Below are 26,801 nucleotides of genomic sequence, written 5' to 3'. Positions count from 1 at the left end.
CAGCCATGAAACGATTGCTCCTTCTTTACCGCAACGCCTTTGGGGGACTTTCCCGCCCCGCCTGGATGATGTCGCTGGTGATGTTCATCAACCGGAGCGGCGCCATGGTAACTCCTTTCCTGGCCGTATACCTGACCGAGGTGCTCGATTACTCCTTGAAAGAGGCGGGCATGATGCTGAGTATCTACGGGCTAGGCTCTGTGTGCGGCTCCTTTTTGGGCGGCTGGCTCACAGACCGTATCGGGCATTTCAAGGTGCAGTTCCTGAGTCTGACACTGGGCGGAAGCCTGTATTTTTTGCTGCTCAACCTGCGCCAGTTCGAGTACATGGCGGCAGGCGTGTTCATCCTCAGCCTCGTCAACGACACGCTGCGGCCTGCCAACTCTGCCTCCATCGCCTATTACGCCCGCCCTGAGAACGTGACCCGGGCTTTCTCGCTCAACCGCATGGCGCTGAACCTGGGCTTTTCCATCGGACCGGCGCTCGGTGGTTTCCTGGCGGCCATCTCCTACCGCTGGCTTTTTATTGCTGACGGTATCACTTGTATCTCAGCCGGAATTTTCTTTTTCATTTATTTCCGGAAGCAGCAGGGGCACCGGCCGCAGCGTCAGAAAAAGGAGCAGACGGCCGCATTGTCTTCTGCCCGCTCTCCTTACCGCGATGTTCCGTTCCTGTTGTTCACACTCTTGTGCTGCAGCTTTGCCAGCATCTTCTTTCAGTTCATCACCACGCTGCCGCTCTACTACCGGCAGGTATACAAGCTATCAGAAACAGGTATAGGAAGCCTGCTGGCCCTGAACGGGTTCATCGTGTTCATGCTGGAGATGATTGCTGTATACCTGATAGGAGATAAAGTCCGGAAGTCGGTGCTGATTGTATCGGGTATGCTGCTGCTGGGCGCATCGTATGTGCTGCTGAACCTTACGGAGCAGGTGAGCATCCTATATGCCGCCATGGCGCTGCTGAGCCTCTCCGAGATACTGGCCATGCCCTTCATGGCGACCATCGCGGTAGAGCGCTCCACAGAGGCCAACAGGGGCTCTTACATGGGACTGTATACCATCTCCTACTCGGCTGCCCATGTGGTGGCGCCATACCTGGGTACCACCATTGCCTCTAAGTATGGCTTCGATACCCTGTGGTGGAGCACGGGCGGCTTATCGGTTATAACCGCTTTGGGTTTTTACTGGGTGGTGCAGCACATGGAGCGACAGCGTCTGAACAGCCAACCTGCCGTAGCGGCGAGCGAGGCGGGCATCGTTGTGGGGTGACAGGTCCGGCAGATTTTCCGGAGCTAGGCATTCCTAATACTCACCCTGGAAATGGAGCTTGTTGGGTGAATTCATTTTCTCCAGTAGCTTCTGGTAGCGTGGGTCTGCTCTGACCGCGTCAGAGACCCAATGCTCGTGTTTGAGTGAAACAAGCAAGGGGTCGTGCTCATCATAACCCTTTTCAAGATAATAGAAGACCTCATCCAGATTATCATTCATCCAGCCTGCCGCTATACCTATCACAGTGCACACAATGTACTCATGTTTCGCCCTTTCCTTCAGGTTATCCAGCTCTTTGCGTGCTTCCTCCAGGTTCCCCATCTTGCACAACGTCATAACCAAGGCGCCATGCACAAAACTGTGTTTGTTTGATGCTTCCATTAAGTGGTGGAAACAGGCCAGTGCATCCTCGTACTGCTGCAGAAACAGGTAGGAATATCCTTCATACAGCAGGCACAGAAACGAATGGGGGTCGAGTTCCAATCCGGTTTTACAGGTTTCCAGCGCCTCTTTGAATTTTTCCCCGGCATGCAGAATCTGAGCATAGATACCGAAACAGATAGCGCTCAATGGCTCTAGTTTTATGGCCATCCTTCCGTGCTCCTCTGCCTTGGCAAATTCTCCCTTCATCCAGGCCAAGTAGTTCAGTCCATACCTGACATGTGCCGGCGCATAGCTCGGGTTGAGCTCCAGCGATTTCAAGAAGTTTTTCTCGGCCTTCGGTAGGTCCCAGACATAGCAGTAGTAGGAGCCGAGCGCACAATAGGTCTCGCAGAGCGAAGGGTTCAGCTTCAGGGCTGTCTCAGCCGATTGCTTTGCTTTGTACATCACCTGGTTTGGCGGCAAGAGCCCATACAGACCAGCCATCAGGTTGGCATCGGCATACTCGGCATGAGCCAGGGCAAATTCCGGGTCCAGCTCAATGGCCTGCTTCAGAAATTTTATGGCGGTTACAATAGACACGCCTCGCCTGTTCAGGAAGAACCTCCCTTTCAGGTATAGCTCATAGGCCTCGGTGTTGTGGGTAGAGGACTCCCTGATTTTGCTGCGGCTTTTCCCTAACAAAGTCACCTTCATCTTCTCGGTGATGGCGTTGGCGATTTTATCCTGTATCGCAAAAATGTCATCCATGTCCCCATCATACCTCTCAGACCACAAATGGAATCCATCGTCCACTTTGGTGAGCTGCACCGTAATCCGCAGCTTGTTTCCCTGTTTTCGTACGCTGCCCTCCAGTACGGTGCTCACACCGAGCTTCTCCCCCACTTCTTTCAGGTCAACGTTCTCCCTACCAAACTTAAAGGAGGAGGCCCGTCCTGCCACTCGTAGGTCCTTCAGGTTGGACAGCGCATTGATTATCTCCTCGGCCACACCATCGCTGAAGTACTGCTGCTCCGGGTCATTGCTCATATTCACGAGAGGGAGTACAGCAATGCTCTTAGCAGAAGGCTTTTTGGCTGTTCTTAATGTATTTCTCTTCTTTACTTCGGTTTTCCCTTTCAGGGAATTAGGGCTGGGCTTCACTAGTTCGTCATGGTCCAGGGCAAATACCTCCACCTTCCGCGCCACATTCTTGAACTGATAAGTCCCTACTGAGTAGGTTTTTATATCCGGGTGGTTTGCGATTTCAGCCTGTATTTTATCAGAAATTAGGACACTGCCCGCCACTCCCAAGGACTCGATGCGGGAGGCAAGGTTCACGCCATCCCCGAACAACTGCTCCCCATCAAAAACGACATCGCCCATGTGCAGCCCCATCCGGACGGGCACCTGTGGCTCCTGCCGGAACGCCAGCTGCATAGCCAGCGCGCACTCTACTGCCTCGACAGCACTTTGGAACATGCTCAGCGTGCCATCGCCGTAGTACTGCACGATTCGCCCATTATACAGTTGGTGCTCCCGCTGCAGGACCTGCCGATGCCGGTCCTTCAGTGCCAGTGCTTGCTGCTCGTTGTGCTGCATGATAGCAGTATACCCTTCGATATCTGTGAACATAATGGCTGCAAGTTGTCGAAACTGACTCATGATGCGGAAATTTACTAATGAACCAGATTAAATACAGACTGACATTCAATACTTTACATTTACGACGATACGGTCAAAACGAATACCAGTAGCAAACACATTCTTAACCAAACCTGTAGAGCAGATTTTCAAAGGCGTTTCACCAGTCTTCATTGATTTATATGGGGCTGCGGTGGCAGCACAAAATCGGCACATCACTATAAAATAGTGTACATCAACCAAATAACATCCGTGTTCACTAGGATAAAAATGAGCTAGAATTTAATTTACCTAACAAATACGAAATATAAACAATCACCCAATGCTCACTCTAAAGAAAAGGTAGCTGCGGTGAATGCCCAGATTAAGAGGAATTCTAAAATGATACGGCCATGATTGAAGATGATATCCTGGATAGAGCCAATGTCTTTGTAGAACACCGACTCCCAATAGCGGGAACAAATGAAAGTGTGGGATTTGACCTACAGCATACAAAGGCCTTGGTCGCCGTGGCAGAGGCCATCAGTAAGTTCTGTGACTTCAACGAGAACGATACCAAGCTGCTGTTGTTGGCTGCTTGGCTGCACGATTTGTATTATACTGAATCAGGGGAACTGCTGGAAGAGCAAAAAATACTGCCTGTCACGGAGTTCTTGGCGAGTTGCGGTCTGACCACGGCAGAAATACTGAAGATTTCCCAAACCATAGCAGCTACCCGCTACCCGCAGCAGCCAAATGATGTATTGGAGGAAGCTCTCTGCGATGCCGTAGCCAGCTTCCTGGCCTCAGACGATTATGTACCAAAGGCAGAAAAGAAGGCGGCGGATGCCAGTACAAAAGTCGGGCAGTATGATTGGATTGACAAGCACATAAGCCTCCTAAAAAAGCATTATTATTATACAAAATATGCCAAGCGTGCCTTCTCCGGTGGTAAAGAAGACAACCTGAAGCTGTTAAAGAAGAGGCGAAAGGAGCTGAGCAAAGACAACGCCGAACTGGAAACCCTGTGGGAGGAAAACAAGGAGTTGAAAAAAGACCTCAGGAAGGAGAAAGAGCAGAAAGTAAGCAAGGGGATCGAAACCATGTTCAGGACGACAATGGCCAGTCACCTTCAGCTAAGCGTCATAGCTGACAACAAGGCGAACATGTTGGTCTCAGTCAATGCCATCATCGCCTCTATCATGATTTCGTCCTTCTTTAACAAGTTTCAGGATGTGCCGCACCTGTTGCTGCCGTCCATCCTACTCACAGTGGTTTGCCTCATAACCGTCATACTGGCCATACGCTCCACTCGGCCGAACATCAAGAACGCAGCCATACCCGAGAACAAGGTAGATTTTCTGTTCTTTGGGGATTTTGTCCGGCTTGACTCCGGCACTTACAGAGATGGCATACGGAACATCATGCGTGACCACGACCTGCTTTACAACAGCATGGCTGACAATATTTACATACAGGGGCAGGTACTTGCCCGGAAGTATCGCCTTCTGAAACTAGCCTACACTGTTTTCGCGATTGGCCTAGGAGCCGTTCTGATTAGTTACATCGTTGCCTGGTTATTCCTAAGACCATAATCGGCGCTGTACTGGATATTGCTCTGCTGGAACACTGCTGCGGTTGAAACAGGACTTCCCTATAAAAACAAAGCCTCCCCTGTAAAGCTACAGAGGAGGCTTTGTGATGAAAAGTGGTTCCTTCTAGGACACCGTACCGCCGTTCTTCACCGCCTTGCTGGGCTGCACGAAAGCGAGTGAGCCATCGGCGTTCTCGGCCATGAGTATCATACCCTGGCTGGTGATGCCTTTGATTTCACGAGGGGCAAGGTTCACCAGGATGCTCACCTGCTGCCCGATGATTTCCTCCGGATTGAAGAACTCGGCTATACCACTCACCACGGTGCGCTGGTCTATACCTGTGTCTATCTTCAGTTTCAGCAGCTTCTTGGTTTTGGCCACTTTCTCAGCTTCCAAAATAGTACCGATGCGGATGTCCATTCTGGAGAAGTCTTCGAAGGAGATGTTCTCTTTGGCTGGCTCCACTACGGCGGTCTCGGCTTCGTTGGCCTTCTTTGTATCGAGCAGCTTCTGTACCTGCGCCTCTACGGCGGCGTCCTCTATCTTCTCAAACATCAATTCTGGAGTGCCAATCACATGGCCTACAGCCAGCAAGTCAGCAGAACCAGCGGCGCTCCAATTGCCAAGAGGGTGATTGAGCATGTTGGACAGTTTTTGGGCAGAAGTTGGCAGGAACGGCTCCATCAGGATGCTCAGGCTAGCCGAAATCTGCAGCGCGATGTTCATAATGGTCTTCACACGCTCCTCATCCGTCTTGATGAGTTTCCAGGGCTCGGTGTCAGCCAGGTACTTGTTGCCCAGACGGGCCAGGTTCATCAGTTCGCTCAGCGCATCGCGGAAGCGGTAGCGCTCAATGTAAGTGGCAATCACCATCGGCATACCTTCCAGCACGCCTAGCACCTCTCTGTCATAGTCTGTAAGCTCACCACGGGCCGGCACCTCGCCGTTGTAGTACTTCTGTGTGAGCACTACGGCCCGATTGATGAAGTTGCCTAGGATGGCCAGCAGCTCGTTGTTATTGCGGGCCTGGTAGTCTTTCCAGGTGAAGTCGTTGTCCTTGGTCTCGGGGGCATTGGCGCACAGCACGTAGCGCAGCACGTCGCCTTTGCCCGGAAAGTCCAACAAATACTCGTGTAGCCATACCGCCCAGTTGCGGGATGTGGATATTTTGTCGCCTTCCAGGTTAAGGAACTCGTTAGCCGGCACGTTGTCAGGCAGCACGTAGCCGCCGTGTGCCTTGAGCATGCTCGGAAAGATGATGCAATGGAAAACGATGTTGTCTTTGCCGATGAAGTGCACCAGCTTCGACTCCGGGTCTTTCCAGTAGGTCTCCCAATCCGGCGTCAAATCCTTGGTGGCGGAGATGTAACCGATGGGCGCATCAAACCACACGTAGAGTACTTTGCCTTCGGTGCCTTCCAGCGGCACCGGCACGCCCCAGTCCAGGTCGCGGGTAACGGCGCGCGGCTGCAGCCCTTGGTCTATCCAGCTTTTGCACTGGCCGTACACGTTCGGTTTCCAATCGCCTTTGTGGCCGTCCACAATCCACTCGCGCAGCCAGGCCTCGTAGTCGTTGAGCGGCAGGTACCAGTGTTTGGTTTCGCGCATCACGGGAACCGCGCCGCTCAAAGTGCTTTTGGGGTTGATGAGATCGGTGGCGTTGAGGGAGGTGCCGCAGCTCTCGCATTGGTCGCCATAGGCATTGTCGTTGCCGCACTTGGGGCAGGTGCCCACAATGTAGCGGTCAGCCAGAAACTGCTGCGCCTTCTCGTCGAAGTACTGCTGGGTGGTCTGCTCCACGAACTTGCCGTCGTTGTACAGCTTCAGGAAAAAGTCGGAAGCCGTTTGGTGGTGCGTCTGGGAGGAGGTGCGGGAGTAGATGTCGAACGATACGTTGAAGTCGGCGAAGGCCTGCTGCATGAGTGCGTGGTACTTGTCCACCACCTGCTGCGGCGTCACGCCTTCCTTTTTGGCGCGTATGGTAATGGGAACACCGTGCTCATCGGAGCCGCAGATGAACTTCACATCACGCCCCTGCGAGCGCAGGTAGCGCACATAAATGTCGGCAGGCAGGTATACGCCGGCCACGTGCCCAATGTGCACGGGTCCGTTGGCATAAGGCAAAGCCGCCGTTACGGTATATCGTTTATAGTTTTCAGCCATGGGTTCTGTTTAAGAGGACAAATATACGAAGACTGCCGGATTGCACCGCACCCGCCCGCCAATCCAAAAAAATGGCAGGTATAGCCGGACCAGCCCGCTGCTTTTCCGTAAACGATAAACCGGCTATACCCGGATACAGGTATAGCCGAGCAGGTATAGCATTGCATCTGGCGAAACCAATCTGGCACGCAGCTATACCTGTCTCAACGTAAACCAATTCATCCTGAACGCATGAAGAACAAAGATAACTTCCATGAGAAGAAGAGCGACAGCGGCCATCTGGGCGAGGACAAAGACCGGAACAAAGTGTCTGACAACCCGGCTCCTAAAGGCACACGGCCCAACCGCGAATCGGAGACCACCCCACCCGACAATGAAGTGTACGTAGACCTGGAACCGGATGAACTCCATCTGGGAGACGAGGACGAGATAGAAGACGTAAGCGACCTGAGAGACAAAAAATAAAAGAAGCGCTGCCCGATGAGGCAGCGCTTCTTGTTTAAAAAGCATGTAGTCTGTTACTGGTCTATCGGCCGACGGGTAGGGAGCGGACGAACTACCCGGTGCCGGGTCGTGTCGACGGGGGCATTGGGCAGCTGCTGTGGCCTCAGCTCAGGCGGTGTGGTAGCCGGCTCGTTTCGGTCAAACTCCTCGATGTTGCGTTTCCGGTTAATCTCGCTCGCCTGTCCCCCCATTTGCCGCCGCAGCAGCGTGTTGTCTGTGTTCCCCATGCGTACCCGCTCGGTATGGTTTGGATTCGGCGGCAAGGTACCGCCACTGCCCTCCGACAGCGACGTACAGCCTGCCATACCTAACATCGCTAGCCCTCCTATCCAATTTATATACTTTCTCATCGCTGTATCTTCTCAAAATAGTAAAATAAAGCCTCACTACAGAGACTCCTATACTATGTATACGAATGAAAAAGTATAAAAGCGGTATTTTTAACTCACGCCTTTATCCATGCTATTGTATCCAACTTGGGTGAGCATCAGCCCTTCTGGGGCAGGTGTCACGTAGGCAAGTTTGGTCAGGTGGTGCTCCGCCTCCTTCTGCACGTCTTTGTACTTGGGATAGCGCTCCTGCAGGTATGGGTATAGCTCCTGGTACTGCAGCACGTTTCCGGCCTCCAGGTTCTGCTCTTTAAAGGCATCCATGATGCACTGGGCCAAGTTCTCTATATTTTGGGATTCAGAGTGTAGTTCTGTCATGTCTGTGTTCTCGTTAGTGTTGGATAGAAAATACGGGCGAGGGAAGTAAGAGTTGAGGAGTTTGAGAGTTTAGGAGTTTGAGAAGGTAAGAGTAAAGAGGTAGACAGGTATGGCTTGTAAAAACAAGCCATACCTGTCCGAATCGTGCTCAAAGAACAATCAATAATTTAACCATCAACCATTCAACCTACTCCGACTTTTTGAAGCCCAGAGCGACAGAGTTGAGGCAGTAGCGCAGGCCGGTCGGTTTGGGACCGTCGTCGAACACGTGGCCCAGGTGGGAGCCGCAGCGGCCGCATACCACTTCCGTACGCACCATGCCCAGTTCCCTATCCTCCACCTCCTTCACATGCTTTTTAGAGATAGGTTTAAAAAAGCTAGGCCAACCGGTACCGGAGTCAAACTTGGTATCGGAGGTGAAGACGGGGTTTCCGCAGGCGCCGCAGGTATAGGTGCCCTTCTGTTTGTAGTCGTTGTACTTGCCACTGAAGGCCCGCTCCGTGCCTTTCTGCCGCAGCACATAGTACTGCTCCGGCGTCAGCTGCTTCTTCCATTCCGCCTCGGTTTTCACCACGGTATCCTGCATGGTGTCGCTGTTGAGGGCGTCGGTCTTGGCATCGCTCAAAGGCGCATCACCTGAAGTGGCGGTGGTATAGGCGCTGGCATCCACAGCTGGATTCTCCTGTTGGTTGCAGGCCAACATACTCATTAGTAATACAATAAAGAACATATAATATAGCTTCATACCTTGTTTTACGCAATAAGGAAGGCACCTGACTTGGGTCCCTCAAGTATTTCATCATATAATGAACAAAGAAAAGACCAACAATGTTTGCTCCATACCGACAGCCATAGGGCTTTGGGAGAAAAGTTTATTAATTACCTAACCTGTTTATTTCGAGCGGACTACTGAAGTCTAATCCCTTTTTTGTACATTTGCGGCTCGAAAAATCAATTCAATGCAAAATATTCGAAATATCGCGATCATCGCACACGTAGACCACGGCAAGACAACGCTCGTGGACAAAATCATCCACGCTTCAAAGCTGTTCGCTGACCATCAGCACTTTGATGACCTGATTCTGGACAACAACGACCTGGAGCGCGAGCGCGGAATCACGATCGTTTCTAAGAACGTATCAGTTCGTTACAAAGGCGTTAAAATCAATGTGATTGACACACCTGGTCACGCCGACTTCGGCGGCGAGGTGGAGCGCGTCCTGAAGATGGCCGATGGTGTACTCCTGCTGGTGGACGCCTTTGAAGGTGCCATGCCACAGACCCGTTTCGTACTGGGCAAAGCCATCCAACTAGGCTTGAAGCCAATTGTGGTGGTAAACAAAGTAGACAAAGAGAACTGCCGCCCTGATGAGGTGCACGAGCAGGTGTTTGACCTGATGTTCAATCTGGACGCGACAGAAGACCAGCTGGATTTCACCACGCTGTACGGTTCTTCCAAGCAAGGCTGGATGAGCACCGACTGGACACAACCAACTGATAACATCACGCCACTGCTGGATGCCATCATCGACGTGATTCCTGCCGCTCCATTCCGTGAAGGCACGCCACAGATGCAGATTACGTCACTTGACTATTCTTCTTTCGTGGGCCGTATCGCCATAGGCCGTGTGCACCGTGGCACGCTGAAGGAAGGTATGCCTATTTCGCTTTGCAAGGCGGATGGCAGCATCAAGAAAGGACGCATCAAAGAGCTTCAGATATTCGAAGGCCTGGGCAGAAAGTCGGTTGAGGAAGTATCAGCCGGTGAAATCTGCGCCGTGACAGGTATAGAGGGCTTCGACATTGGTGACACTATCGCCGATGCAGAGAACCCTGAACCGCTGGCACGCATCTCGATTGATGAGCCAACCATGAACATGCTGTTCACCATCAATAACTCTCCTTTCTTCGGTAAAGAGGGTAAGTTTGTGACATCACGCCACCTGCGTGACCGCCTGTTCAAGGAGACGGAGAAAAACCTGGCCCTGCGCGTGCAGGAAACCGACCGTGAGGACACGTTCCTGGTGTTCGGTCGTGGTATCCTCCACTTGTCAGTACTAATTGAGACCATGCGGCGCGAGGGTTACGAGCTTCAGGTAGGTCAGCCACAGGTAATCTACAAAGAAATAGACGGCCAGCGCCATGAGCCAATCGAGCAATTGGTAGTAGACGTGCCAGAAGAAACAGCCGGTAAGGTGATTGAGCTGGTATCGATGCGCAAAGGTGAACTGAACGTGATGGAGCCGAAAGGCGACCTGCAGCACCTGGAGTTCACGATTCCTTCACGTGGCCTGATTGGTTTGCGTAACAACGTCCTGACGGCTACTGCCGGTGAGGCCATCATGAACCACCGCTTCCTTCAGTATGAGCCTTACAAAGGTTCTATACCTGGTCGTAACAACGGCTCCATCATTTCTATGGAAACCGGTCCTGGTACCGCCTACTCTATTGACAAGCTTCAAGACAGAGGTACTTTCTTCGTTGATCCAGGTGTAGAGGTATACATGGGCCAGGTGATTGGTGAGCATAACCGCCAGAACGACATCACGGTGAACATACAGAAGGGCAAGAAGCTGACGAACATGCGTGCTTCCGGCTCTGACGACAACACCAAGATTGCACCTGCCAAAAACTTCTCTCTGGAAGAAGCCATGGAATACATCCAGAAGGATGAGTACCTGGAGGTGACGCCAAAGAGCCTGCGTATGCGCAAGATTTACCTCGACGAGAACGAGCGTAACCGCATGTCGAAGAAAGAAGAAGTGGCGTAGGTATAGCCCACTATGTTAATATTAAAAAAGGCCCTGCTCATGAGCAGGGCCTTTTTTATTGCCCTGCTTTCAGGTATAGCTGCTGATACGCTCGCTACAGCACCCGCTGCTTCACCTCGAAGGTATAGCGTCCGGAACCAGCCTTTCCATCTTTGGTAAGGCCTTGCACTTCCACTACATAAGTTCCCTCCTGGTCTGAGGTATAGAAACGGAGTTGCCTCTTCCCTTCTCTGTCCGTCTGCAAATTGGAAGACCAATAGAGCAGGTTGCGCAGGTCGGGTAGCTTGCTCTGGGCCTGCTCCTGGCTGTCATACTTCGGGCTGTAGAACTCGCGCTGCAACTGCATACCTTCATACTCTACCAACAGGGCTGTCGGGTCTATCTCCAGTCCAGCCATATCGCCGGCGTAAGTTATAAAACTCACCACGCCACTGTAGTCCTGCGTGCCATGGAAGTACTTGCGGGAGATAACCTCCAGTCGCTCCACTTTGCGTGGGTCCACAGCCATGATTTTGTCTGTGTCTAGTACCGGTATGCCATCCAGTAGTACCAGCGGCTCCTCCTCCATATAGGTATTGCGCGGGCCATCCAGCACGTAGAAGTGGTACTTGCCCTGTCGCTTGCGCACCATCACCGGCTGCACATACTCGCGCATCACCTCCTCCATCACCGGAAAGCGGGTATAGGCATCGAGTAGGAACACCCGGTCCGGTTTGCCATAAAACGCGGCGCTGTCTGTCACCGGTGCACTGAGCCTGTAGGAGGCTGGCGGAACATGGTGGTTTTGTACCTGCAGGTGTATACTACTGGCTTGAAGGTGCTGCTGCAGGCGCTCTGACAAATCGAACACTGGCAACTTAGTGGATGGGGCAGCAGCAGAGAACGGATTCTCTACCTGTACCTTATAGGTCGTGTCGCCTGAGGGGGCGGCTTGCAGCAGGATGTCGTTGCTGCCGTAGTAGTTCTTCACATCAAAAAGCACTTCCCCCTGCTGGTTGCTGCGGGAGTTGTAGAGGCGCACCATGCGCGAAGGGCTTGATAGGTAAGTCAGTACCCGCTGTGCCGGCTTGCCAGTCTTTGCATCCGTTACCTTGGCACGAATGAGGTGGCCGCCATATTCGGGAACATGGGCCAACGCCACAGGTCCGTTCTGCAGAACGTTCTCCCATTTGAAACGGCGCCAGCCGTGCGTCAGCATCAGGTTGTCCAGTGCAATGTCCGCTTCTGCTCCACGCTCTGTAAAATAATAGTCCGGAGTCTCAATGCTGCCTTTCAAGTCAGAGGTAAGCCAGAGGTAGCTCATGATGCCTTGTTGGCCGTAGGCATTAAGGGAATCCACTTTATACACCGCCACAGACATATCCGCCACCGCAGCGGTCCCCATCAGGCTGTTCGCTTCTAGCTTCAGGTCCACGGGAGCACGCAAGGCAAACTCTTTCCGGTCAGTGGCAGCCTGTATGCGAAGCCCTTGCTGCGGACGCTTGAAGTATAGCCGCTCGGCCAGCGGTTGCTTGGCTCCATTGAAAACGGTCAGGTGCGAAATACCTTCTCCAAGCGCGCTTTTCGCCACAGCGAAGGTGGCCTCGCCTTGGTGGTCGAGCAGGCGCATGTCGGCTACTTTGGCTTCGTGGCGTGTATGTGCGAGCAGGTATACCACCTGCGGTTCCAGGCCGGCGGTGGCAGGTATGGCGCGAACCGTTACCCGCAGTTCCTCCGGACCAGCCTCCGTCAGGTGCATGACCATACCCCTGTCATAGGCTTTAGGTAGTTCACGGGTGATAATCTGTCCTTCCGGCCCGTGCAGCACTGCTTTGTAGGTATCGCCCTGGGCGGGTGTCATGTAGAAATTACCAATCCCGAATTTGTGAGTATGCACATGGGCCACCGTGTCGTTACGCTGGTTAAGCACTATACCTTCGAACTTCAAACCTTTGCCGTGTTTGTCAACGGCCTTGAAGGCAACCCGGCTTTCCAGTCCGTTCACTAGCTGCCCGCCTTCCGGGAAAAACTGCACGTCGTAGGTCACAGATAGGTCTTCGGCACCCAAGCCCAACTTCTTAAAGGTATTGACTATCGTGAGTGGCTTCTCGAAGAAATAATCGCTGCTGAAGTTCTTCATCCAGTTGGTATAGGCCCTGATGACGTAGTTGCCTGAGTTGAGGGTGGCAGGCAGGAAGAGGCTTCCCCCGCTGTTGCCTTGGCTCATGGACACCTTGGTCTGCAGTACCGGATTGTTCTCTTTGTCGAGCACCTCCACGTAAGCCACCTTGCTCATGTTGATGGGGCTGTTGCTGATGGCATCTACATTGTAGAGCTTGAACCACATGGTCTCGCCGGCCAGGTAAGCTGACTTGTCGGTATGCATGTACAGCTTCTCCTGCAGCGTCTTGTTGGCATAGATTTCGAAATCAGCTTTCAACGACTTTAGCTTATCTTCCTGGCTATAGACTGACTGGCTACAAATCAGGTATAGCCCCAACAGGAGCAGGCTTTTAATAGGTATAAAGGTTCTCATATACATTTCTCTACTCCCAATAAACTGGTTTCCTGTTCTCTCCTCCAAGTACACGGCAGTCGGCACATGCTACAGGGGCAATAATGTAGGCTGGCCCGCCTCCCGGAGAAGGGGGTATTTCATCCAGAATGAGGTTGTAGTTCATGTATTCTGCCAACTGTCTAAAACCGACCGTTATGTAATCACAGCTTTGGTATTCCTTCTTGAACCCATGCGCTGAAAGCTCATCAACAGAAATAAACAGTCGCTTCGTGCTCATAGAACGGACGCTGAAGTAGCCGAACACCGACTCCTCGGGATTGCCTCCGTCCACGCGGGCTATGTTGCCTGTCACCTGCGAGGGTTGCGCATCGAAAAGCGAGCCTACGTTCTCCGTATTGCGCTTGAGCATCTGCCAGTATTCGAATTCCTCCCTGCTGATACCGTATTGCTTCACCAGAATGCTATACTTCTTGGAATATTTTCGGGAGTTGCCATTGCCGAAAGCAAGGGGCAGGTCCCGTATCACATCCTCCGCCAATTGCACACTCGTTCCAAGGTAGATGTTGGTGGAAGGTTCTGTCTTCCAGCAGGTGAAGATGCTCTCTGCTGGTGTTCTCCACCTTACCTGCCCTGCCTCATACAGCCAATTGGACTGCATTGCGGCTGTATACTCATAGGTTTCCTCGTACTCCCAGCGGTAGTAGCGGGTACTGTTGCGGGGGTCGTGGGTATTGAGACGCACCTGCACCCCCTCGCGCTCCACATTCCACGTCAGGCTGTCGATGGCAGGAGTCTTCTGGCTTGACACAAACTCAGAAAGGTATTCGCGTCCGCTTCTTGTCTTGATTCGCAGGCGGTATTTCTCGCCATATTCCAGCCGGATGCCAGTGAACATGTAGAGTCCGTCGTCATAAGGCTGGGCTATCAGGCCAGTGCTTTCCCCTTGCTCATTCTCCACGCTGACCTGCGCTCCCGTCTCCGCTGGCGGGGTTCCCTCCTCATTCAGGTTCTGGGTGCGCGTAAGCCGAACCATAGCCTGGCCCAGCTCCAGGTTAACGTGCCCGTCCACCACCAGCAGGCTCTCGTCCGGCGCCGACTCAGGCAGTTCGAAGGGCTCGACGCAGCCAGTGAGCAACGTCAGCGTAGCCACCCAGAGCGTTAACAGCTTGTAAATAGTATTCATCCTGTGCTAGAATTTGAAGTTGTAGGTGACTGTAGGTATAGGCTGGCCGAACACGGACATCTTATACCCTTTGATTTTGCCGTTCTCGGTGATGAAGTACACAGAGTAGGGGTTTTTGCGCCCTGTCAGGTTATAGACCGATACGGTCCAGGAGCTGTGGGCCAGCTTCTTGATTTTGTGGTTGCCTTCGATGTTGAGCGCTACGTCGGTACGGAAATAATCCGGGATGCGGAACTGGTTGCGGTCTGAGTAGTACACGCGCCTGGCGCCGCCAATCTCGTAATTGCCCATGGGCAGCGTGATAGGGCGCCCGGTGCTGTAGGTCACGTTAACGGAAGTGCTGAAGCGGCGGCTGAACCGGTAGTTGCCTACCAGTGTGGCATCATGTGGCTTGTCAAAGTTGCTCGGATAGTATCTGCCCTTGTTCACCACTTCCGGGGAGTTGGCATCGTTCGACTTCACCAGAGAGCGCGAGTAGGTATAGCTTACCCAGCCGTTCAGCTTGCCAGATGATTTGCGTACCATCGCCTCAACGCCGTAGGCCTGCCCTCTGGAGTTGATGATGTCCGTCTCGATGTGGTGGTTCATGATAAGCCTGGCCCCGCTCTTGAAGTCCAGGAAGTCGCGCATGGTCTTGTAATAGGTCTCCAGCGATACCTCGATGGTGTTGGCCCGCAGGTTGCGGAACAGGCCGATGGAATACTGGTCGCCCACCTGCGGTCGGATGTAAGAGTCACTCAGCTTCCAGACATCCGTCGGTGACACGGTGGTGGTATTGGTGAGGGTATGGATGTACTGGCGCATGCGGTTATAGCCGAACTTGATGGAGGTGTTCTCATTCAGGTTATACCTGGCAGAGAACCTGTATTCCGGCCCATGGTAGGTTTTGATGGCCTCTCCCGACCCATACGAAACAGTATCCACCACTGAGAATTCGCTTCTAGAAGCACCCGGGGCGTACTGCCGCACGTTTTTGGCACCCAGATAGGTATAGAAAGAATAGCGCAAGCCCACTGACACAGAGAAGCGCGGGCTAATCTCGTACTGGTCACTGATGTAGATGGCACTCTCCGCGCCCTGCTCCGGCTCCAGCACGTCCGGCTTCACCAGCGACTCAGCACCCTTTGGCAGGTAGCTGCCGGGCTTCATCCTGTACAGAATGGAGCTGGCTCCAAAGTCCACCACGTGCTTCGGGTTAGGGTAGTAAGTGAAATCAGCCTTTACATTGGATTGATTCAGGTCGTAGGCCAGGTCAAAGCCATTGACCGGCACCCGCTCACTTGCCACGTTGTACTTGTAGCTGCTATACCCGGCCGAGAACACGCCATACAGGCTGTTGGTGAATACCCGGTTCCAGCGGAGCGAGGCGCTCTGGTTCTGGTAGGTATAGAGGGTATCAGAGCCCAGCTTGAACTTGTCGCCGCTCATGTAACCGGAGGCGTACAGGCTGTTTTTTTCGTTTATCTCGTGGCTGATGTTGGCGTTCACGTCAAAGAACGAGGCTTTGCTGTTCTTGTACTTGTCGTTGGGCAGCTTTTTGAGCAGCCAGTCCGAGTAGGTGGTGCGCCCGCCAACCAGGAAAGAGGTCTTGTCTTTAATAATCGGACCCTCCAGTGTAAGGCGTGTGGACACCAGGCCTATACCTCCTGAGCCGGCGAATTTCTTCTTGTTGCCATCGCGGCTGGTGACCTCCAGCACAGAGGCCAGTCGGCCGCCATGCTTAGCAGGTATGCTGTTCTTGTAGAGTTCCACGCCTTTGAGCACATCGGGGTTGAAGGCTGAAAAAAAGCCGAACAAGTGCGAGGGGTTGTACACCGGAGCATCGTTGAAGAGAATCAGGTTCTGGTCAGTGGCACCGCCGCGCACGTTGAGCCCTGTGGAGCTCTCGCCCACGGATTTGACGCCTGGCAGGGTGAGCACCACCTTCAGCACGTCCGCTTCGCCAAAGGCAGTGGGCACCTGCTTCATGGTCTTGATGTCGAGCTTCTCCACGCCCATCATCAGGCCTGATACGTTCTTGTCTCGGTCAGCCTCCACCAGCACCTCCTTCAGCGACACTACATCCTCGCGCAGCTCCACGTTGAACTTGCCGTCGGAGTACAGTATGATTTGCCGCTTGGCCTCCTGCATGCCCACGCTCTTGATTTTAAGCTCATGCCTGCCGCGTGGCAGCGTGAGCGAATAAAATCCGAAGGCATTGGTGGAGACGGCCGTTAAAGGGTTTTCTATCAGCACGACAGCCCCTATCACCGGCTCTCCTGTCTTTGCGTTGACTACAGTGCCCGCAATGGTGGCATTGCCCGGCTTCAGGTTGTTTGTGCGGATGCCTATCTCATACAGCTTGCTATCAGAGCTGCCGATCAGCTTCTTGCCCGCAGCGCCCGCCATGAAATCAGGCACCTTCTCATCGCTGGCCTCCTCGTCTCCCCTGGCAAAAAAGCCTTCTGGAAGTGTTGCTTGCAAATCTGCGTTCTTCACCACAAACACCCGCTCTTGGGCATCAATGGCATACTGATAGGCAGTGCCCTGAAAAATCCTGTCCAACACCACTGGCAGCGGCTGTTGCTGTGCCTGCAGGTCTACAGTCAGGCTATCCAGAACGGTAGGGTTGTAATAGAACCTGTAATCCGTCTGGGCTTCAACCTGTGTTACGAACTGGGTGAAAGATAGCCCTGAGAAGCTCCCGCTGATGGTTTGCCTGGTTGTGCTCTGCCCTGCAGCCTCCTGCATGACCAGCATGCATGCGATGGAGAAAAGGAGTAGGCGGTAAAGCTGTTTCATTTTTACTTGTTTTGAAGAATATCGTATTGGGCTGCCAGGCGGACGATGGCATGTTCCCGGTCACCCTTGAAGTTTATCCCGTTGTCGCGCAGGTACTTTGAGAGCTCTTTCTTATGCTCTTTGAACAGCTTCAACACAGAAGCTTTGCTTTTCACGGCGTGGTACTGGTTATCCTTGCGAATGAAGTAACTGTCATCGACTGAGTAAACCAGCAAAGCCACCTCCTTTTTAGTGGCTTTGTGCCTTTTGGCTACCACCTTGGAGTCACCTGTATAGAGCATGTCATAGAAACCGGTTGCCATACCTGCGGCCGCGCTGTCCTGCTCCAGCCGCACGAAAGTATGCCCCTTGAAAGTGAAGCGCTGCACGCGGTCCAAATCCACCCGAATCTTGCTGAAAATACCCTCTGACACGTTCTGCAACGCAACAACCACCGCTTCATCCACCACATCGTACAGCATTGCAACACCCGCATACTCCATGCCGTCGAACTCGATGCAGCCTTCCCCCCAGTGGTTCATCAGGAAGAAAGGATGGCCTTCTGTTTGGTATTTATAGTCGAGGTACTCCGCACCTTTGAACAGGCTGGCTTGGCTGCCAATGGCCTCGTGGTACTTGCTGATAGCGTGATACAGGGGGCTTTTGGTAGCGGTGCTGTCGGAAGTTGAAGAAATGGCCCATGCCTTTGGCGCAATGCTGACCAGGCAGAACAGCAGGAAAAACGGAAAACGAATCATGAATTCTGGGGAAACGCAGAGTATTGCCTATAAATATATGGCTATATTTTAAAGTTTTAACCTTAATAGCAAAAAAACATATTCTCCTTTGGACTTGCCTGCAGCGGCTATGTGCCAAACTTATGGTACAGGTGCAGCTCCAAATCTTACTTGTGCGGCAGACGAAGACGTAGGCAACGACTACTTATGTTGTCGTCTGAGTATGAAGATGCAGGAATGAACAGGGACAAACCGGCCTGTATAGCGGGGGAGAATTGCACCAGAATGGCAGCCCTTTTTAGAATTATACTTCCGCTCCCCTGAAAACTTTATAAATGGATTACGTTAGATAGCACATATATAGCGATTGACATACCTTGTATGAAAAACCACCTGCTGCACGCTGCACTGTATGCGTGTATACTGACTTTAGCCTCTGGTTGCGCCAGAAGCAATTTCTTCACCCCCACTCCCATCACGGACGCTGAACAATACGAGAGACTCAAACAGACGAACCCATCGGATGTTGACAGCGTGACCATACAGGCCGGCCGGCATTACAAGCGCAGCGGGCTCCATACCTTCTTCTGGGGCAAGCATTACCGCGACGTATGGGCGGCTCCCGTAAAGGTAGAGGTGTTCGACATGACCCGCACGAGAGGCGGCCTTTCCATCGAAAAGCTTGGTGGCGGCATGCAGACCACCAGCCTGACTCTCGCCGACAAGGATGGCTTTACCTACGCCCTCCGCTCCCTTGATAAGGACCCGTTGGCGGTACTGCCTCCTCTCTGGCGCAAGTCGTTCGTCACCAATGTGCTCCGCGACCAGACTTCGGCCATAAACCCGTACGCAGCTTTGGTGCTGCCTCCCATGGCCGAGGCGGCTGGCATACCGCATTCCACTCCCCAATTGGTATATGTGCTTCCTTCTGACACCACATTTGGTGAACACCAGGACAAGTTCCAGGATGGCGTATACCTGATTGAGGAGAAGTACAACGATGAGAAATCCATACCTGACCAATTGACCGGAGAGGCAAAGGACATAGCCAGTTCTAAGAAGATGCTCAAAAACCGCTTCGGCGACGACGACCATTTCATCAACCAAAAGGCCTTCGCCAAGGCGCGCCTCTTCGACATCCTCATCAACGACTGGGACCGGCACGAGGGGCAGTGGGAATGGGCTGTAGCAGAGGAGGGCGGCAACACCATTTACAGCCCTATACCTAAGGACCGGGACAACGCCTTCTTCCAATTCGACGACGGCATTATTCCCTGGCTGTTCAGCCGCAAGTGGGCCATACGCAAATTCGAGTCTTTCGACAAGGAGTACAAAGATGTGTACGCGCTCATGATTAACTCCCAGTTCATTGACGCCCGCGCCATGACCGAGCTGAACTCTGAGGACTTCCAGGAGTTGGCCCGTGAGTTGCAAGCAGCGCTTACCGATGAAGTGATTGAGCGGTCTGTAAGGCAGTTCCCCGACTCGGTGCACCGGCTGGTTGGGCCAAGCACCGTCCAGAAGCTCAAGAACAGAAGGGACTTGCTTCCGGAGGCAGCACGGGAGTTTTACCTAAATCTTGCCAAAGATGCCCTCGTAATCGGCACAGACAAAGAAGACAAGTTTGAGGTGAAGCGACTCAACGGCGAGGAGACATCGGTCACGGTATACCGCTTGGATGACGACAAACAGGTATACCACCGGGTGTTCAAGCGCAGTGAGACAAAGCAAATCACCTTACATGGCCTGGCCGAGGACGATGAGTTCGAGGTAAGCGGCGAAGTGGACAGGGGTATAAAGGTGGTGATTGTGGGTGGACGAGGCGAAGACAAGATAGAAGATACCTCCCGTGTCCGGAAAGGGTGGTCGAGACACACCATCGTGTACGATACCAGCCGCGGAAACGAGATTGAATTCGGCCCTGAAACAAAGGACAAGACAACACACAAAGTCAAGGTACACGCTTTTGACCGGGAAGGGTTCTAAGCTATACCTGGTTGCTCATCCACGCTGGCTTCTGCGCCACTACTACTTGTGCATAGCCTTTCTTCTGACTATACCAGTAAACAAAACGAGCCGGCTATACCTAGCCGGCTCGTTTTGTTTACTGGTATACCTTGGGTTAGTCTTCTTTGCCTGTCTTGTTCTTGCCGCCTTGGCCACCTCCACCGGAGCCGCTTCTGCTACCGTTGCGGTTGTCGTGGTCTTTGGCGCCCCAGGAGCCTTGCCCCTGTTGCTGGCTGGCCGTCGCCTTAGTGCCATCTGTACCCAGGTCTACTGCTCCTTTGTGGTTCGCCGTATTGGAGTGATTGTCCGGCATGGGCTGTGCGTTGGCGTTACTGTTTGGTTTCTTATTCTGCTCGCTCGAGTTTTTCTTTTCGTTTGCCATCATAATTCAGTTTTCGGTCAACAACGGTCTGTATGCCTTACAGACTTCCCTCATTAGGTACGGGCCTGCTGAGGGAGGGGTTGTCCGGCTGAATGGCTACTGCTTGTGCACCACCGTGGCGGACGCCTGGGCAGCGGGTAGGATAAGCACTTCCGCCAGGTTCACATGGGCTGGCCGGGTTACCATGAACGCAATCAAATCAGCGATGTCCTCGGCTCTCAGCGGTTCATACCCCTGATAGACAGTGGCGGCTCTCGCTTTGTCACCTTTAAAACGCACCTCAGAGAACTCTGTCTCCACCAGTCCCGGGTTCACCTCCGATACTTTGATGCCTTCCTGTACCAAATCAATGCGCATGCCCTTGGAGATGGCATCCACGGCGAACTTGGAAGCGCAGTACACATTTCCGTTGGCGTATACCTCTTTGCCAGCGATAGAACCAATGTTGATGATGTGGCCTTTCTTCTGCGCCAGCATCAGCGGCAGCACGGCATGCGTCACATACAGCAGGCCTTTCACATTGATGTCCAGCATGGCGTCCCAGTCTTCCAAGGCTCCGTTTTGAATGGAGGAGAGCCCGTGGGCATTGCCTGCATTGTTCACCAGCACATCAATCGCCCTCCATTCTGTTGGTAAGCTGCTGATGGCTTCGCTCACCGCTGCTCTGTCACGCACATCAAACTGCAGCGTATGCACGGGCACCTCTGTGATTTGCTGCTGCAGTTCCTGCAGGCGTTCCGATCTACGGCCTGTTGCTATGATGCTGTACCCCTGTTTGGCCAGGGCAATGGCAGTGGCTCTGCCTATACCTGAGGTAGCTCCGGTAACGAGTGCGATACGGGACATGAATCTATTCGAAGAAAAGTATGAACGATATGTTGTGGTTGGTCATCTTGTCAATCAGGTCGCTTTGGGGGCTCGAGAAGGACTCGTCCTTCTGGTTGAAAAGGCCATGCGAGAACCGGAGTTCTGGCGCAAACTTGAAGTACGGGTAGAAGATGTCTAACCCAACGCCATACTCCAGCGCAAGGTCATACTTCTCGGTTTTAAGTTTCGTACCACCGGATGACGTGTCTTTCCTGCTGCCTAAGTCTATACCTGGTTTCACGCCGGCTACCAGGTATGGCCGGAAGTTATTACGGCGCTTGGACCTATACTTCAGCAACACGGGGAGTTCTACCATAGTGGAGCTCACAATAACGCCATCGAAACCCGGTTCTTCTCCTCCATTCGCCCCACCTTCAGTAAACTCTGTCTCACGTCCATAGAAGCCTACACCTGGCACAAATCGGGCATCCAGGTAATCAAACAGGCGCACGTTCAGCACCAGTCCAGTATAGAAGCCCGGACTGAACTTTGGGTTCACCTTAATGCCATTGGGTAGTTGGTCTGCATATGCCTGTGAGTGCTCAATGCTATACCTGGTGAGCGGCATGGCCAGGTAGAAACCGTAGTGTATGCGCTTTTCGTCATAGCCGGGCTTGTTCTCGGCCATGATTTTCTTCCTTCTCTGCGCCTCCGCCTCGGTAGCCCCCAGCAGGCAAAGGAGCAGTATACCTGCTACCGTTATTTTTTTCCGGTGTAGATGGAGCTGATGCCAAATGTAAGTGAATGCCATTTTGTTGTTTTAAATCCGACCTCTTCAAAGATGTTCAAAAAGTCCCTGCCGTCCGGGAATGCCTGCACCGACTCGGGCAGGTAGGTATAGGCGGCGCGGTCCTTAGAAACGAACCGACCCACCACCGGTAGTATATTCTTGAAATAAAATTGATACAGCTGTTTCATGGGGAAGCTCTGCGGCTTTGAAAACTCCAGCACCACGGCTGTTCCTCCAGGCTTCAGCACACGGTTCATCTCGGCCAAGCCCTGCTTCAGGTTCTCGAAGTTGCGCACGCCAAAAGCCACTGTGATGGCGTCAAACGTGTTGTCCTCGAACGGCAGGTTCTCGGAGTCGCCATATCGGAGCTCTATCTTCTTGTCTAGGCCCTTGCGTTGCAGCTTCTGCCGCCCTACCGCCAACATACCCTCCGATATGTCCACCCCAACTATCTTGTCAGGTTGCAGGCTCAGCGCCTCAATGGCGAAGTCAGCGGTGCCGGTGGCTATGTCCAGCAGGAACTTCGGCTTCTCGGGAGCGAGCAGGCTCACCGCCTTTTTCCGCCAGATGATGTCGATGCCAGCGCTCAGGAAGTGGTTCAGGAAATCGTACTTGCCGGCGATGTTGTCAAACATCTGGGCCACCTGCGACTTCTTGTCATTGTTCTGGTCTTTGTAAGGGACTACCGCCATGGGTTCTTGCTAAGGTAAACGTAAGGCAAAAATACTGTTCCTGAAACTATTCTGCATGGTTTATGTTCCATTATTCACAAAAAAACAGGCTGAGCGTCTGCCCAGCCTGTTTTAATCGTTTCGGAAAGGTTGCCCTGTACTTATTGGTTCGGAGTGGTCTCCTCTGTCTGTCTTGGGATAACTCTGAACTCGGTTCTTCTGTTCAACTGCATGTTCTCAGCAGAAGTGTTCGGAGCAGCCGGACGGCGTTCGCCGTAAGTCACAGTCACCATTCTTCTTGGAGAGATGCCCTGCTTCACCAGGTAATCGAAAGCGGCGTTGGCGCGGTTATCACCAAGCTTTTCGTTGTAGGCATCGCTTGCACGGGAGTCAGTGTGGCCTTCAATGCTGATGTTCACGCCTGGGTTAGCCTTCAAGTAAGCAGCCACGGCATCCAAATCACGGATTGACTCGGCACGCAGGTCATACTTGTCTGTATCGTAGAAGATGTTCTTCAGCTCGGCGATAGCAGCACCAGGCTTCACGCGGGTAGTGTCCACGTAGTCGATGTAGAAGTCGTGCGTGATGGCAGTCGTGTCGTTCAACACCATTGGCATCTCAAACGCCTCAGTCGTGATGACCTTGCCGTCTCTGCCAATCTCCACCTGGTACGGACGACCAGACAGGATGCTCACTTCATAGGTACCTGAGTCTGGCTTGGTCACGTCTCTGTAAGAGATAGGGCGTTTGTCAGCCTGCTGGCCGTTGAAAACCAGTTCTAGGCCAGGTATAGCCAGGCTATCCTGTCTTGAAAGCACACGGCCTGTCACACGCGCCGCACGGATATAGTTGATGGTGTAGATGTCCTTTTCGCCGTAGCCGCCGATGCGGTAAGAAGAAAGGTAAGCGTAGCTGCCGTCTGGGCTCAGGCGGTAGTAGGTGTCATCGTCAGGCGTGTTGATTGGAGAACCCATGTTCACAGGGCGGCTCCATCTTCTGGCTACGGAGTCATATTTGGCACCGAAGATGTCGTAACCACCCATAGTGTTGTGGCCGCGCGACGCAAAGTAAAGCGTTCCGTTCGAGGCGAAATATGGGCTGTCGTCGTCGAATTTGGTGTTGATGGAGTTACCCATGCTGCGTGGCTTGCCCCACTCGCCATTAGCCTGACGCTGTGATACGTAGATGTCCAGGTCACCGTCTTCGGAGTAGTGGCTGGTAGAGAAATAAAGCGTCTTGTTGTCTGGTGTGATGAAAGCATCAGACTCGAAATCGGCTGTGTTGATGTTAGAACCGATGCTCTTTGGCTGTCCCCAGCTGCCGTCGGCTTGGCGCTCGGAGTACATGATGTCACCGTTGTTCACGGAGCGGTACAACAGCATTTTGGTGTCGTTGTCGAACAGTTGGATAGAGGCGTCGTGGCCAGAGCTGGCCAGGTTACCCGCAATAGAGCGAGGCTGCTCCCACTCATCACCGTTTACCCTTTTTGTCTCGTAGATGTCCTCATAGTACTCACCGTCACGGGCTTTGGACGCGGAACTGTTGGTGCCTGCGCTGCGCGAAGTGAAGAGCAGGTAGTTGTCATCAGAAGAGATGACAGGGCTGTGCTCTGAGTATTGTGTGTTCACCACACCACCCAGGTTCTTCACGAAAACGTCTTTCGGGTTAGCCACTTCGTTTTTGGCGTTACGGCTATGCTGAATCAGCACGGCTACCTCCTCGCGGCGCCAGTCGTCACGCTTGCGGACGTTCGGGATATAGGCTTGGTAGTGCTTGATGGCGTCATCAAAGCGGTAGTTGATGTGGTCGATGCGGCCCAACCAGTACTCGATGTCACGGTCTACGTTTGGCTTGGCAGCCTGTGCGCGGTAGATGTAGTCGGCGGCTTTCTCCTTATCGAAGGTCATGTAGCTGATGCCTGCATAATACAGTGCCTCTGCGTTGTTGGGGTCGTTGGCTAAAACCTGCTCATAATAAGGTATAGCCGCTCTGTAATTTTCGCGGTCAAAAAATTTGGTTCCTGTTCTAAGCAGCTTTCTGTTGCTCTGGGCATCTGCTGGGGTAGCGAGCAGACAAGCCAATGCCAGCAGTAAAGAAAACCGCGAAAATGATTTGGCTAAATTATCCATGTTGTAAAGGGTTTGTTATACTATTATAGTTTGTTTGCTAGAAAGAGTCAATAAGGTATCAAAAATAGACCTATGCTGCTTAACGCCGTTATTGCACCGTTGGTATACGTTAAATATTAAAAAAGATGTATCTTCTAATTTAAAATATTCGCCCCTTGTTGGCACCCATTCTTCACAAACCCATCCCTTACGCCTCCACTAGCTTTACAGATACACCAAAGGTATAGTATTTTGCACTACTTTGCAGGTATACATTCTGATGTAGCCTGCAAATATATGAAAATATACATATAAAACTACACCTAACAGGATTTAAGTTTCTAAATATATTTAACTGCGGGAATATATCAAAATGACTTATTTGTTGGAACAGTACCACTCCCCCAGCCATACCTTGCTATCCCTCTGCCTGCTAGCCTGCGCCCGCTCCTCAAAACTACAAATCTGCGCACCTTCTGAAAAGCACTAATTCGCTTTGTGAAAAAGCCCAATTAAAATTTTGCCGGCCGAAAGAAGAACAGGCAATCCATGTATAGCTCCCGCTTCTCCTGCCGTGACTCAGGAGGCAATCAATCAAGGGCGCCCTCGCCACAAATGGAGCGGCCTGCATGTTAAATAAAATAATGGTAAATTTGTGGTTCACAACTGTACGGCGTCGCCAAATGGTGCTCGATGCGTACATATACAGAAAGCTGCCCTGCCGGAATGCCAAGGTATACCCAGGCGCAGCATAAGCTTTTGCAGTATGGTAATAAAAGAGGCTAAGTTTTTAGTGAGCAACACGCGGGTAGACCTCTGCCCCGAAGCCGACAAACCAGAGTATGCCTTCATTGGGCGCTCCAACGTGGGCAAATCGTCGCTCATCAACATGCTGACCGAGCAGAAGGGACTGGCCAAGACCTCCCAGACGCCCGGCAAGACCCAGTTGATAAACCACTTCCTGATAAACAACCAATGGTACCTGGTCGATTTACCCGGCTATGGCTATGCGAAGGTGGGCAAGGAGTCGCGGGAGCAGTGGCGCAAAATGATTAACTACTATATGCAGAAGCGGGAGAATCTGACCTGCGTGTTCGTGCTCATCGACTCGCGCCACGACCCCATGCAGGTGGATTTGGACTTCATCAACTACCTCGGCAATCTTGGCGTGCCTTTTGTACTGGTATTCACCAAAGCAGACAAGCAGTCGGCTTCCAAGACGGACTCAACCATAGCCGCCTATACCCGTAAAATGCAGGAAACTTGGGACGAACTGCCCCGCATGTTCAAAACCTCAGCCGTGAAAAAGGACGGCCGCGACGAAATCCTCAACTTCATAGACGAGGTGAACGCCTCGGTTCAGCAGCAACAACAGCAGCAATAGCGGATTGGGTATGCGAACAGGGCCAGGGGGCGCTCAGTGACCTTCACCTTAAATTGTTTTACCCTTATGAAAAGTAAAATCTCGATTTTGTTTCTTTTATTTGCCCTTGTGTCCTTTGCGGCCACAGCCCAGACGGCAGGAGCCAAGCCGGCGGAGCAGGAAAAGAAAGTGTGGATGCCGGACAAAGCCATTCCAGTAGCCGAATTTTATAAAGGCGGGCAGGAGGCCATGTACAACTTCATCGCCAAGGAACTGAACTACCCGCCCATGGCACGCCGTAACCGCATGCAGGGCGAGTGCATCATCAGCTTCACCCTCAACGAGGACGGCTCCACTTCCGGCTTCAAGATTCTCAAAAATGTTGGCGGCGGAACCGGCGAAGAGGCCATGCGCGTGGCCAAGCTGCTGAAGTTCAAGGCGCCAGGCCCGGGCTTCGGTATGGTGGCCAGCCTGCCCATTACCTTTAAACTATAACCAAAGT

General features: G+C 52.7%; 21 protein-coding genes. 7 read left to right on the top strand and 14 right to left on the bottom strand.

Annotation, left to right across the window (positions count from 1 at the left end; translation table 11 throughout):
* Positions 1-5 precede the first annotated feature (5 nt).
* A complete protein-coding gene (locus B051_RS0105650) occupies positions 6-1,271 on the top strand; it encodes an MFS transporter (RefSeq protein WP_051080643.1) in 1,266 nt (421 codons plus the stop codon).
* A gap of 33 nt (positions 1,272-1,304) precedes the next feature.
* On the opposite strand, the gene B051_RS20945 is transcribed toward B051_RS0105650, so the two are convergent.
* Positions 1,305-3,266, bottom strand: coding sequence for an adenylate/guanylate cyclase domain-containing protein (locus tag B051_RS20945; RefSeq protein ID WP_018477211.1), 1,962 nt, complete (start codon positions 3,264-3,266; stop codon positions 1,305-1,307).
* A gap of 401 nt (positions 3,267-3,667) precedes the next feature.
* Between B051_RS20945 and B051_RS0105640 the strand changes: the two genes are divergently transcribed.
* The gene (locus tag B051_RS0105640) at positions 3,668-4,849 is read left to right on the top strand and encodes a Pycsar system effector family protein (RefSeq protein ID WP_018477210.1); all 1,182 of its coding nucleotides are present in this window, start codon (positions 3,668-3,670) and stop codon (positions 4,847-4,849) included.
* Positions 4,850-4,972: 123 nt separating this feature from the next.
* On the opposite strand, the gene metG is transcribed toward B051_RS0105640, so the two are convergent.
* Positions 4,973-7,012, bottom strand: coding sequence for a methionine--tRNA ligase (metG, locus tag B051_RS0105635; protein WP_018477209.1), 2,040 nt, complete (start codon positions 7,010-7,012; stop codon positions 4,973-4,975).
* 231 nt (positions 7,013-7,243) lie between these two features.
* On the opposite strand from metG, the gene B051_RS0105630 reads away from it, so the two are divergent.
* On the top strand, positions 7,244-7,477 hold the full coding sequence (locus tag B051_RS0105630) for a hypothetical protein (protein WP_018477208.1): 234 nt from the start codon (positions 7,244-7,246) through the stop codon (positions 7,475-7,477).
* 53 nt (positions 7,478-7,530) lie between these two features.
* Here the strand turns inward: B051_RS0105630 and B051_RS0105625 are convergent, their stop codons facing one another.
* The 3 genes from B051_RS0105625 to msrB all read right to left on the bottom strand — a co-directional run bounded on the left by B051_RS0105625 (position 7,531) and on the right by msrB (position 8,968).
* On the bottom strand, positions 7,531-7,866 hold the full coding sequence (locus tag B051_RS0105625) for a hypothetical protein (protein WP_157578525.1): 336 nt from the start codon (positions 7,864-7,866) through the stop codon (positions 7,531-7,533).
* Between the two features lie 90 nt (positions 7,867-7,956).
* Positions 7,957-8,223: a hypothetical protein gene (locus tag B051_RS0105620; RefSeq protein ID WP_245539586.1), complete on the bottom strand. Its 267-nt coding sequence runs from the start codon at positions 8,221-8,223 to the stop codon at positions 7,957-7,959.
* 187 nt (positions 8,224-8,410) lie between these two features.
* Positions 8,411-8,968 (bottom strand): peptide-methionine (R)-S-oxide reductase MsrB, encoded by a 558-nt coding sequence (gene msrB, locus B051_RS0105615; protein ID WP_157578523.1) that lies wholly within the window; start codon positions 8,966-8,968, stop codon positions 8,411-8,413.
* A gap of 214 nt (positions 8,969-9,182) precedes the next feature.
* On the opposite strand from msrB, the gene typA reads away from it, so the two are divergent.
* The gene (gene typA / locus B051_RS0105610; RefSeq protein ID WP_018477204.1) at positions 9,183-10,994 is read left to right on the top strand and encodes a translational GTPase TypA; all 1,812 of its coding nucleotides are present in this window, start codon (positions 9,183-9,185) and stop codon (positions 10,992-10,994) included.
* A 94-nt stretch (positions 10,995-11,088) separates the two neighbouring features.
* On the opposite strand, the gene B051_RS0105605 is transcribed toward typA, so the two are convergent.
* The 4 genes from B051_RS0105605 to B051_RS0105590 are packed head-to-tail and all read right to left on the bottom strand — an operon-like array spanning position 11,089 to position 18,192.
* Positions 11,089-13,509 (bottom strand): hypothetical protein, encoded by a 2,421-nt coding sequence (locus B051_RS0105605; RefSeq protein WP_157578521.1) that lies wholly within the window; start codon positions 13,507-13,509, stop codon positions 11,089-11,091.
* Between the two features lie 10 nt (positions 13,510-13,519).
* The gene (locus B051_RS20940; RefSeq protein ID WP_018477202.1) at positions 13,520-14,674 is read right to left on the bottom strand and encodes a DUF4249 domain-containing protein; all 1,155 of its coding nucleotides are present in this window, start codon (positions 14,672-14,674) and stop codon (positions 13,520-13,522) included.
* Positions 14,675-14,680: 6 nt separating this feature from the next.
* Positions 14,681-17,455 (bottom strand): TonB-dependent receptor, encoded by a 2,775-nt coding sequence (locus B051_RS0105595; RefSeq protein ID WP_018477201.1) that lies wholly within the window; start codon positions 17,453-17,455, stop codon positions 14,681-14,683.
* 2 nt (positions 17,456-17,457) lie between these two features.
* The gene (locus B051_RS0105590; protein WP_018477200.1) at positions 17,458-18,192 is read right to left on the bottom strand and encodes a hypothetical protein; all 735 of its coding nucleotides are present in this window, start codon (positions 18,190-18,192) and stop codon (positions 17,458-17,460) included.
* A 360-nt stretch (positions 18,193-18,552) separates the two neighbouring features.
* On the opposite strand from B051_RS0105590, the gene B051_RS0105585 reads away from it, so the two are divergent.
* Positions 18,553-20,157: a hypothetical protein gene (locus B051_RS0105585; RefSeq protein ID WP_018477199.1), complete on the top strand. Its 1,605-nt coding sequence runs from the start codon at positions 18,553-18,555 to the stop codon at positions 20,155-20,157.
* Positions 20,158-20,293: 136 nt separating this feature from the next.
* Here the strand turns inward: B051_RS0105585 and B051_RS0105580 are convergent, their stop codons facing one another.
* From B051_RS0105580 to B051_RS0105560, 5 genes are all read right to left on the bottom strand, one after another.
* Positions 20,294-20,563, bottom strand: coding sequence for a hypothetical protein (locus B051_RS0105580; RefSeq protein ID WP_018477198.1), 270 nt, complete (start codon positions 20,561-20,563; stop codon positions 20,294-20,296).
* Positions 20,564-20,656: 93 nt separating this feature from the next.
* A complete protein-coding gene (locus tag B051_RS0105575; protein WP_018477197.1) occupies positions 20,657-21,406 on the bottom strand; it encodes an SDR family NAD(P)-dependent oxidoreductase in 750 nt (249 codons plus the stop codon).
* Between the two features lie 4 nt (positions 21,407-21,410).
* Complete coding sequence (gene porT / locus B051_RS0105570; RefSeq protein WP_018477196.1) at positions 21,411-22,178, bottom strand: type IX secretion/gliding motility protein PorT/SprT; 768 nt, start codon at positions 22,176-22,178, stop codon at positions 21,411-21,413.
* The gene (gene ubiE, locus B051_RS0105565) at positions 22,127-22,849 is read right to left on the bottom strand and encodes a bifunctional demethylmenaquinone methyltransferase/2-methoxy-6-polyprenyl-1,4-benzoquinol methylase UbiE (protein ID WP_018477195.1); all 723 of its coding nucleotides are present in this window, start codon (positions 22,847-22,849) and stop codon (positions 22,127-22,129) included. Before ubiE ends, porT begins: the two co-directional genes overlap by 52 nt.
* A 140-nt stretch (positions 22,850-22,989) precedes the next feature.
* A complete protein-coding gene (locus B051_RS0105560; RefSeq protein ID WP_018477194.1) occupies positions 22,990-24,957 on the bottom strand; it encodes an OmpA family protein in 1,968 nt (655 codons plus the stop codon).
* A gap of 745 nt (positions 24,958-25,702) precedes the next feature.
* On the opposite strand from B051_RS0105560, the gene yihA reads away from it, so the two are divergent.
* Together yihA and B051_RS0105550 are read left to right on the top strand one after the other, a co-directional pair.
* Complete coding sequence (gene yihA, locus B051_RS0105555; RefSeq protein WP_018477193.1) at positions 25,703-26,320, top strand: ribosome biogenesis GTP-binding protein YihA/YsxC; 618 nt, start codon at positions 25,703-25,705, stop codon at positions 26,318-26,320.
* Between the two features lie 66 nt (positions 26,321-26,386).
* Entirely contained in the window at positions 26,387-26,794 is a 408-nt protein-coding gene (locus B051_RS0105550) for an energy transducer TonB (protein WP_018477192.1), read from the top strand.
* The last annotated feature ends 7 nt before the right edge of the window (positions 26,795-26,801 follow it).

Origin of the sequence: Pontibacter roseus DSM 17521 (assembly GCF_000373265.1) — a bacterium.
In the GTDB taxonomy this organism is placed as follows: domain Bacteria; phylum Bacteroidota; class Bacteroidia; order Cytophagales; family Hymenobacteraceae; genus Pontibacter; species Pontibacter roseus.
Note: the sequence above shows the minus strand (reverse complement) of the source record. Positions and strands in the feature narration are given on the sequence as shown.

What these genes read in the sequence shown, in the direction of transcription:
- B051_RS0105650 (WP_051080643.1), top strand. Translation starts at nt 6, where the DNA reads ATGAAACGATTGCTCCTTCTTTACCGCAACGCCTTTGGGGGACTTTCC.
- B051_RS20945 (WP_018477211.1), bottom strand. Translation starts at nt 3,266, where the DNA reads ATGTTCACAGATATCGAAGGGTATACTGCTATCATGCAGCACAACGAG.
- B051_RS0105640 (WP_018477210.1), top strand. Translation starts at nt 3,668, where the DNA reads ATGATTGAAGATGATATCCTGGATAGAGCCAATGTCTTTGTAGAACAC.
- metG (WP_018477209.1), bottom strand. Translation starts at nt 7,012, where the DNA reads ATGGCTGAAAACTATAAACGATATACCGTAACGGCGGCTTTGCCTTAT.
- B051_RS0105630 (WP_018477208.1), top strand. Translation starts at nt 7,244, where the DNA reads ATGAAGAACAAAGATAACTTCCATGAGAAGAAGAGCGACAGCGGCCAT.
- B051_RS0105625 (WP_157578525.1), bottom strand. Translation starts at nt 7,866, where the DNA reads ATGAGAAAGTATATAAATTGGATAGGAGGGCTAGCGATGTTAGGTATG.
- B051_RS0105620 (WP_245539586.1), bottom strand. Translation starts at nt 8,223, where the DNA reads ATGACAGAACTACACTCTGAATCCCAAAATATAGAGAACTTGGCCCAG.
- msrB (WP_157578523.1), bottom strand. Translation starts at nt 8,968, where the DNA reads ATGAAGCTATATTATATGTTCTTTATTGTATTACTAATGAGTATGTTG.
- typA (WP_018477204.1), top strand. Translation starts at nt 9,183, where the DNA reads ATGCAAAATATTCGAAATATCGCGATCATCGCACACGTAGACCACGGC.
- B051_RS0105605 (WP_157578521.1), bottom strand. Translation starts at nt 13,509, where the DNA reads ATGAGAACCTTTATACCTATTAAAAGCCTGCTCCTGTTGGGGCTATAC.
- B051_RS20940 (WP_018477202.1), bottom strand. Translation starts at nt 14,674, where the DNA reads ATGAATACTATTTACAAGCTGTTAACGCTCTGGGTGGCTACGCTGACG.
- B051_RS0105595 (WP_018477201.1), bottom strand. Translation starts at nt 17,455, where the DNA reads ATGAAACAGCTTTACCGCCTACTCCTTTTCTCCATCGCATGCATGCTG.
- B051_RS0105590 (WP_018477200.1), bottom strand. Translation starts at nt 18,192, where the DNA reads ATGATTCGTTTTCCGTTTTTCCTGCTGTTCTGCCTGGTCAGCATTGCG.
- B051_RS0105585 (WP_018477199.1), top strand. Translation starts at nt 18,553, where the DNA reads ATGAAAAACCACCTGCTGCACGCTGCACTGTATGCGTGTATACTGACT.
- B051_RS0105580 (WP_018477198.1), bottom strand. Translation starts at nt 20,563, where the DNA reads ATGATGGCAAACGAAAAGAAAAACTCGAGCGAGCAGAATAAGAAACCA.
- B051_RS0105575 (WP_018477197.1), bottom strand. Translation starts at nt 21,406, where the DNA reads ATGTCCCGTATCGCACTCGTTACCGGAGCTACCTCAGGTATAGGCAGA.
- porT (WP_018477196.1), bottom strand. Translation starts at nt 22,178, where the DNA reads ATGGCATTCACTTACATTTGGCATCAGCTCCATCTACACCGGAAAAAA.
- ubiE (WP_018477195.1), bottom strand. Translation starts at nt 22,849, where the DNA reads ATGGCGGTAGTCCCTTACAAAGACCAGAACAATGACAAGAAGTCGCAG.
- B051_RS0105560 (WP_018477194.1), bottom strand. Translation starts at nt 24,957, where the DNA reads ATGGATAATTTAGCCAAATCATTTTCGCGGTTTTCTTTACTGCTGGCA.
- yihA (WP_018477193.1), top strand. Translation starts at nt 25,703, where the DNA reads ATGGTAATAAAAGAGGCTAAGTTTTTAGTGAGCAACACGCGGGTAGAC.
- B051_RS0105550 (WP_018477192.1), top strand. Translation starts at nt 26,387, where the DNA reads ATGAAAAGTAAAATCTCGATTTTGTTTCTTTTATTTGCCCTTGTGTCC.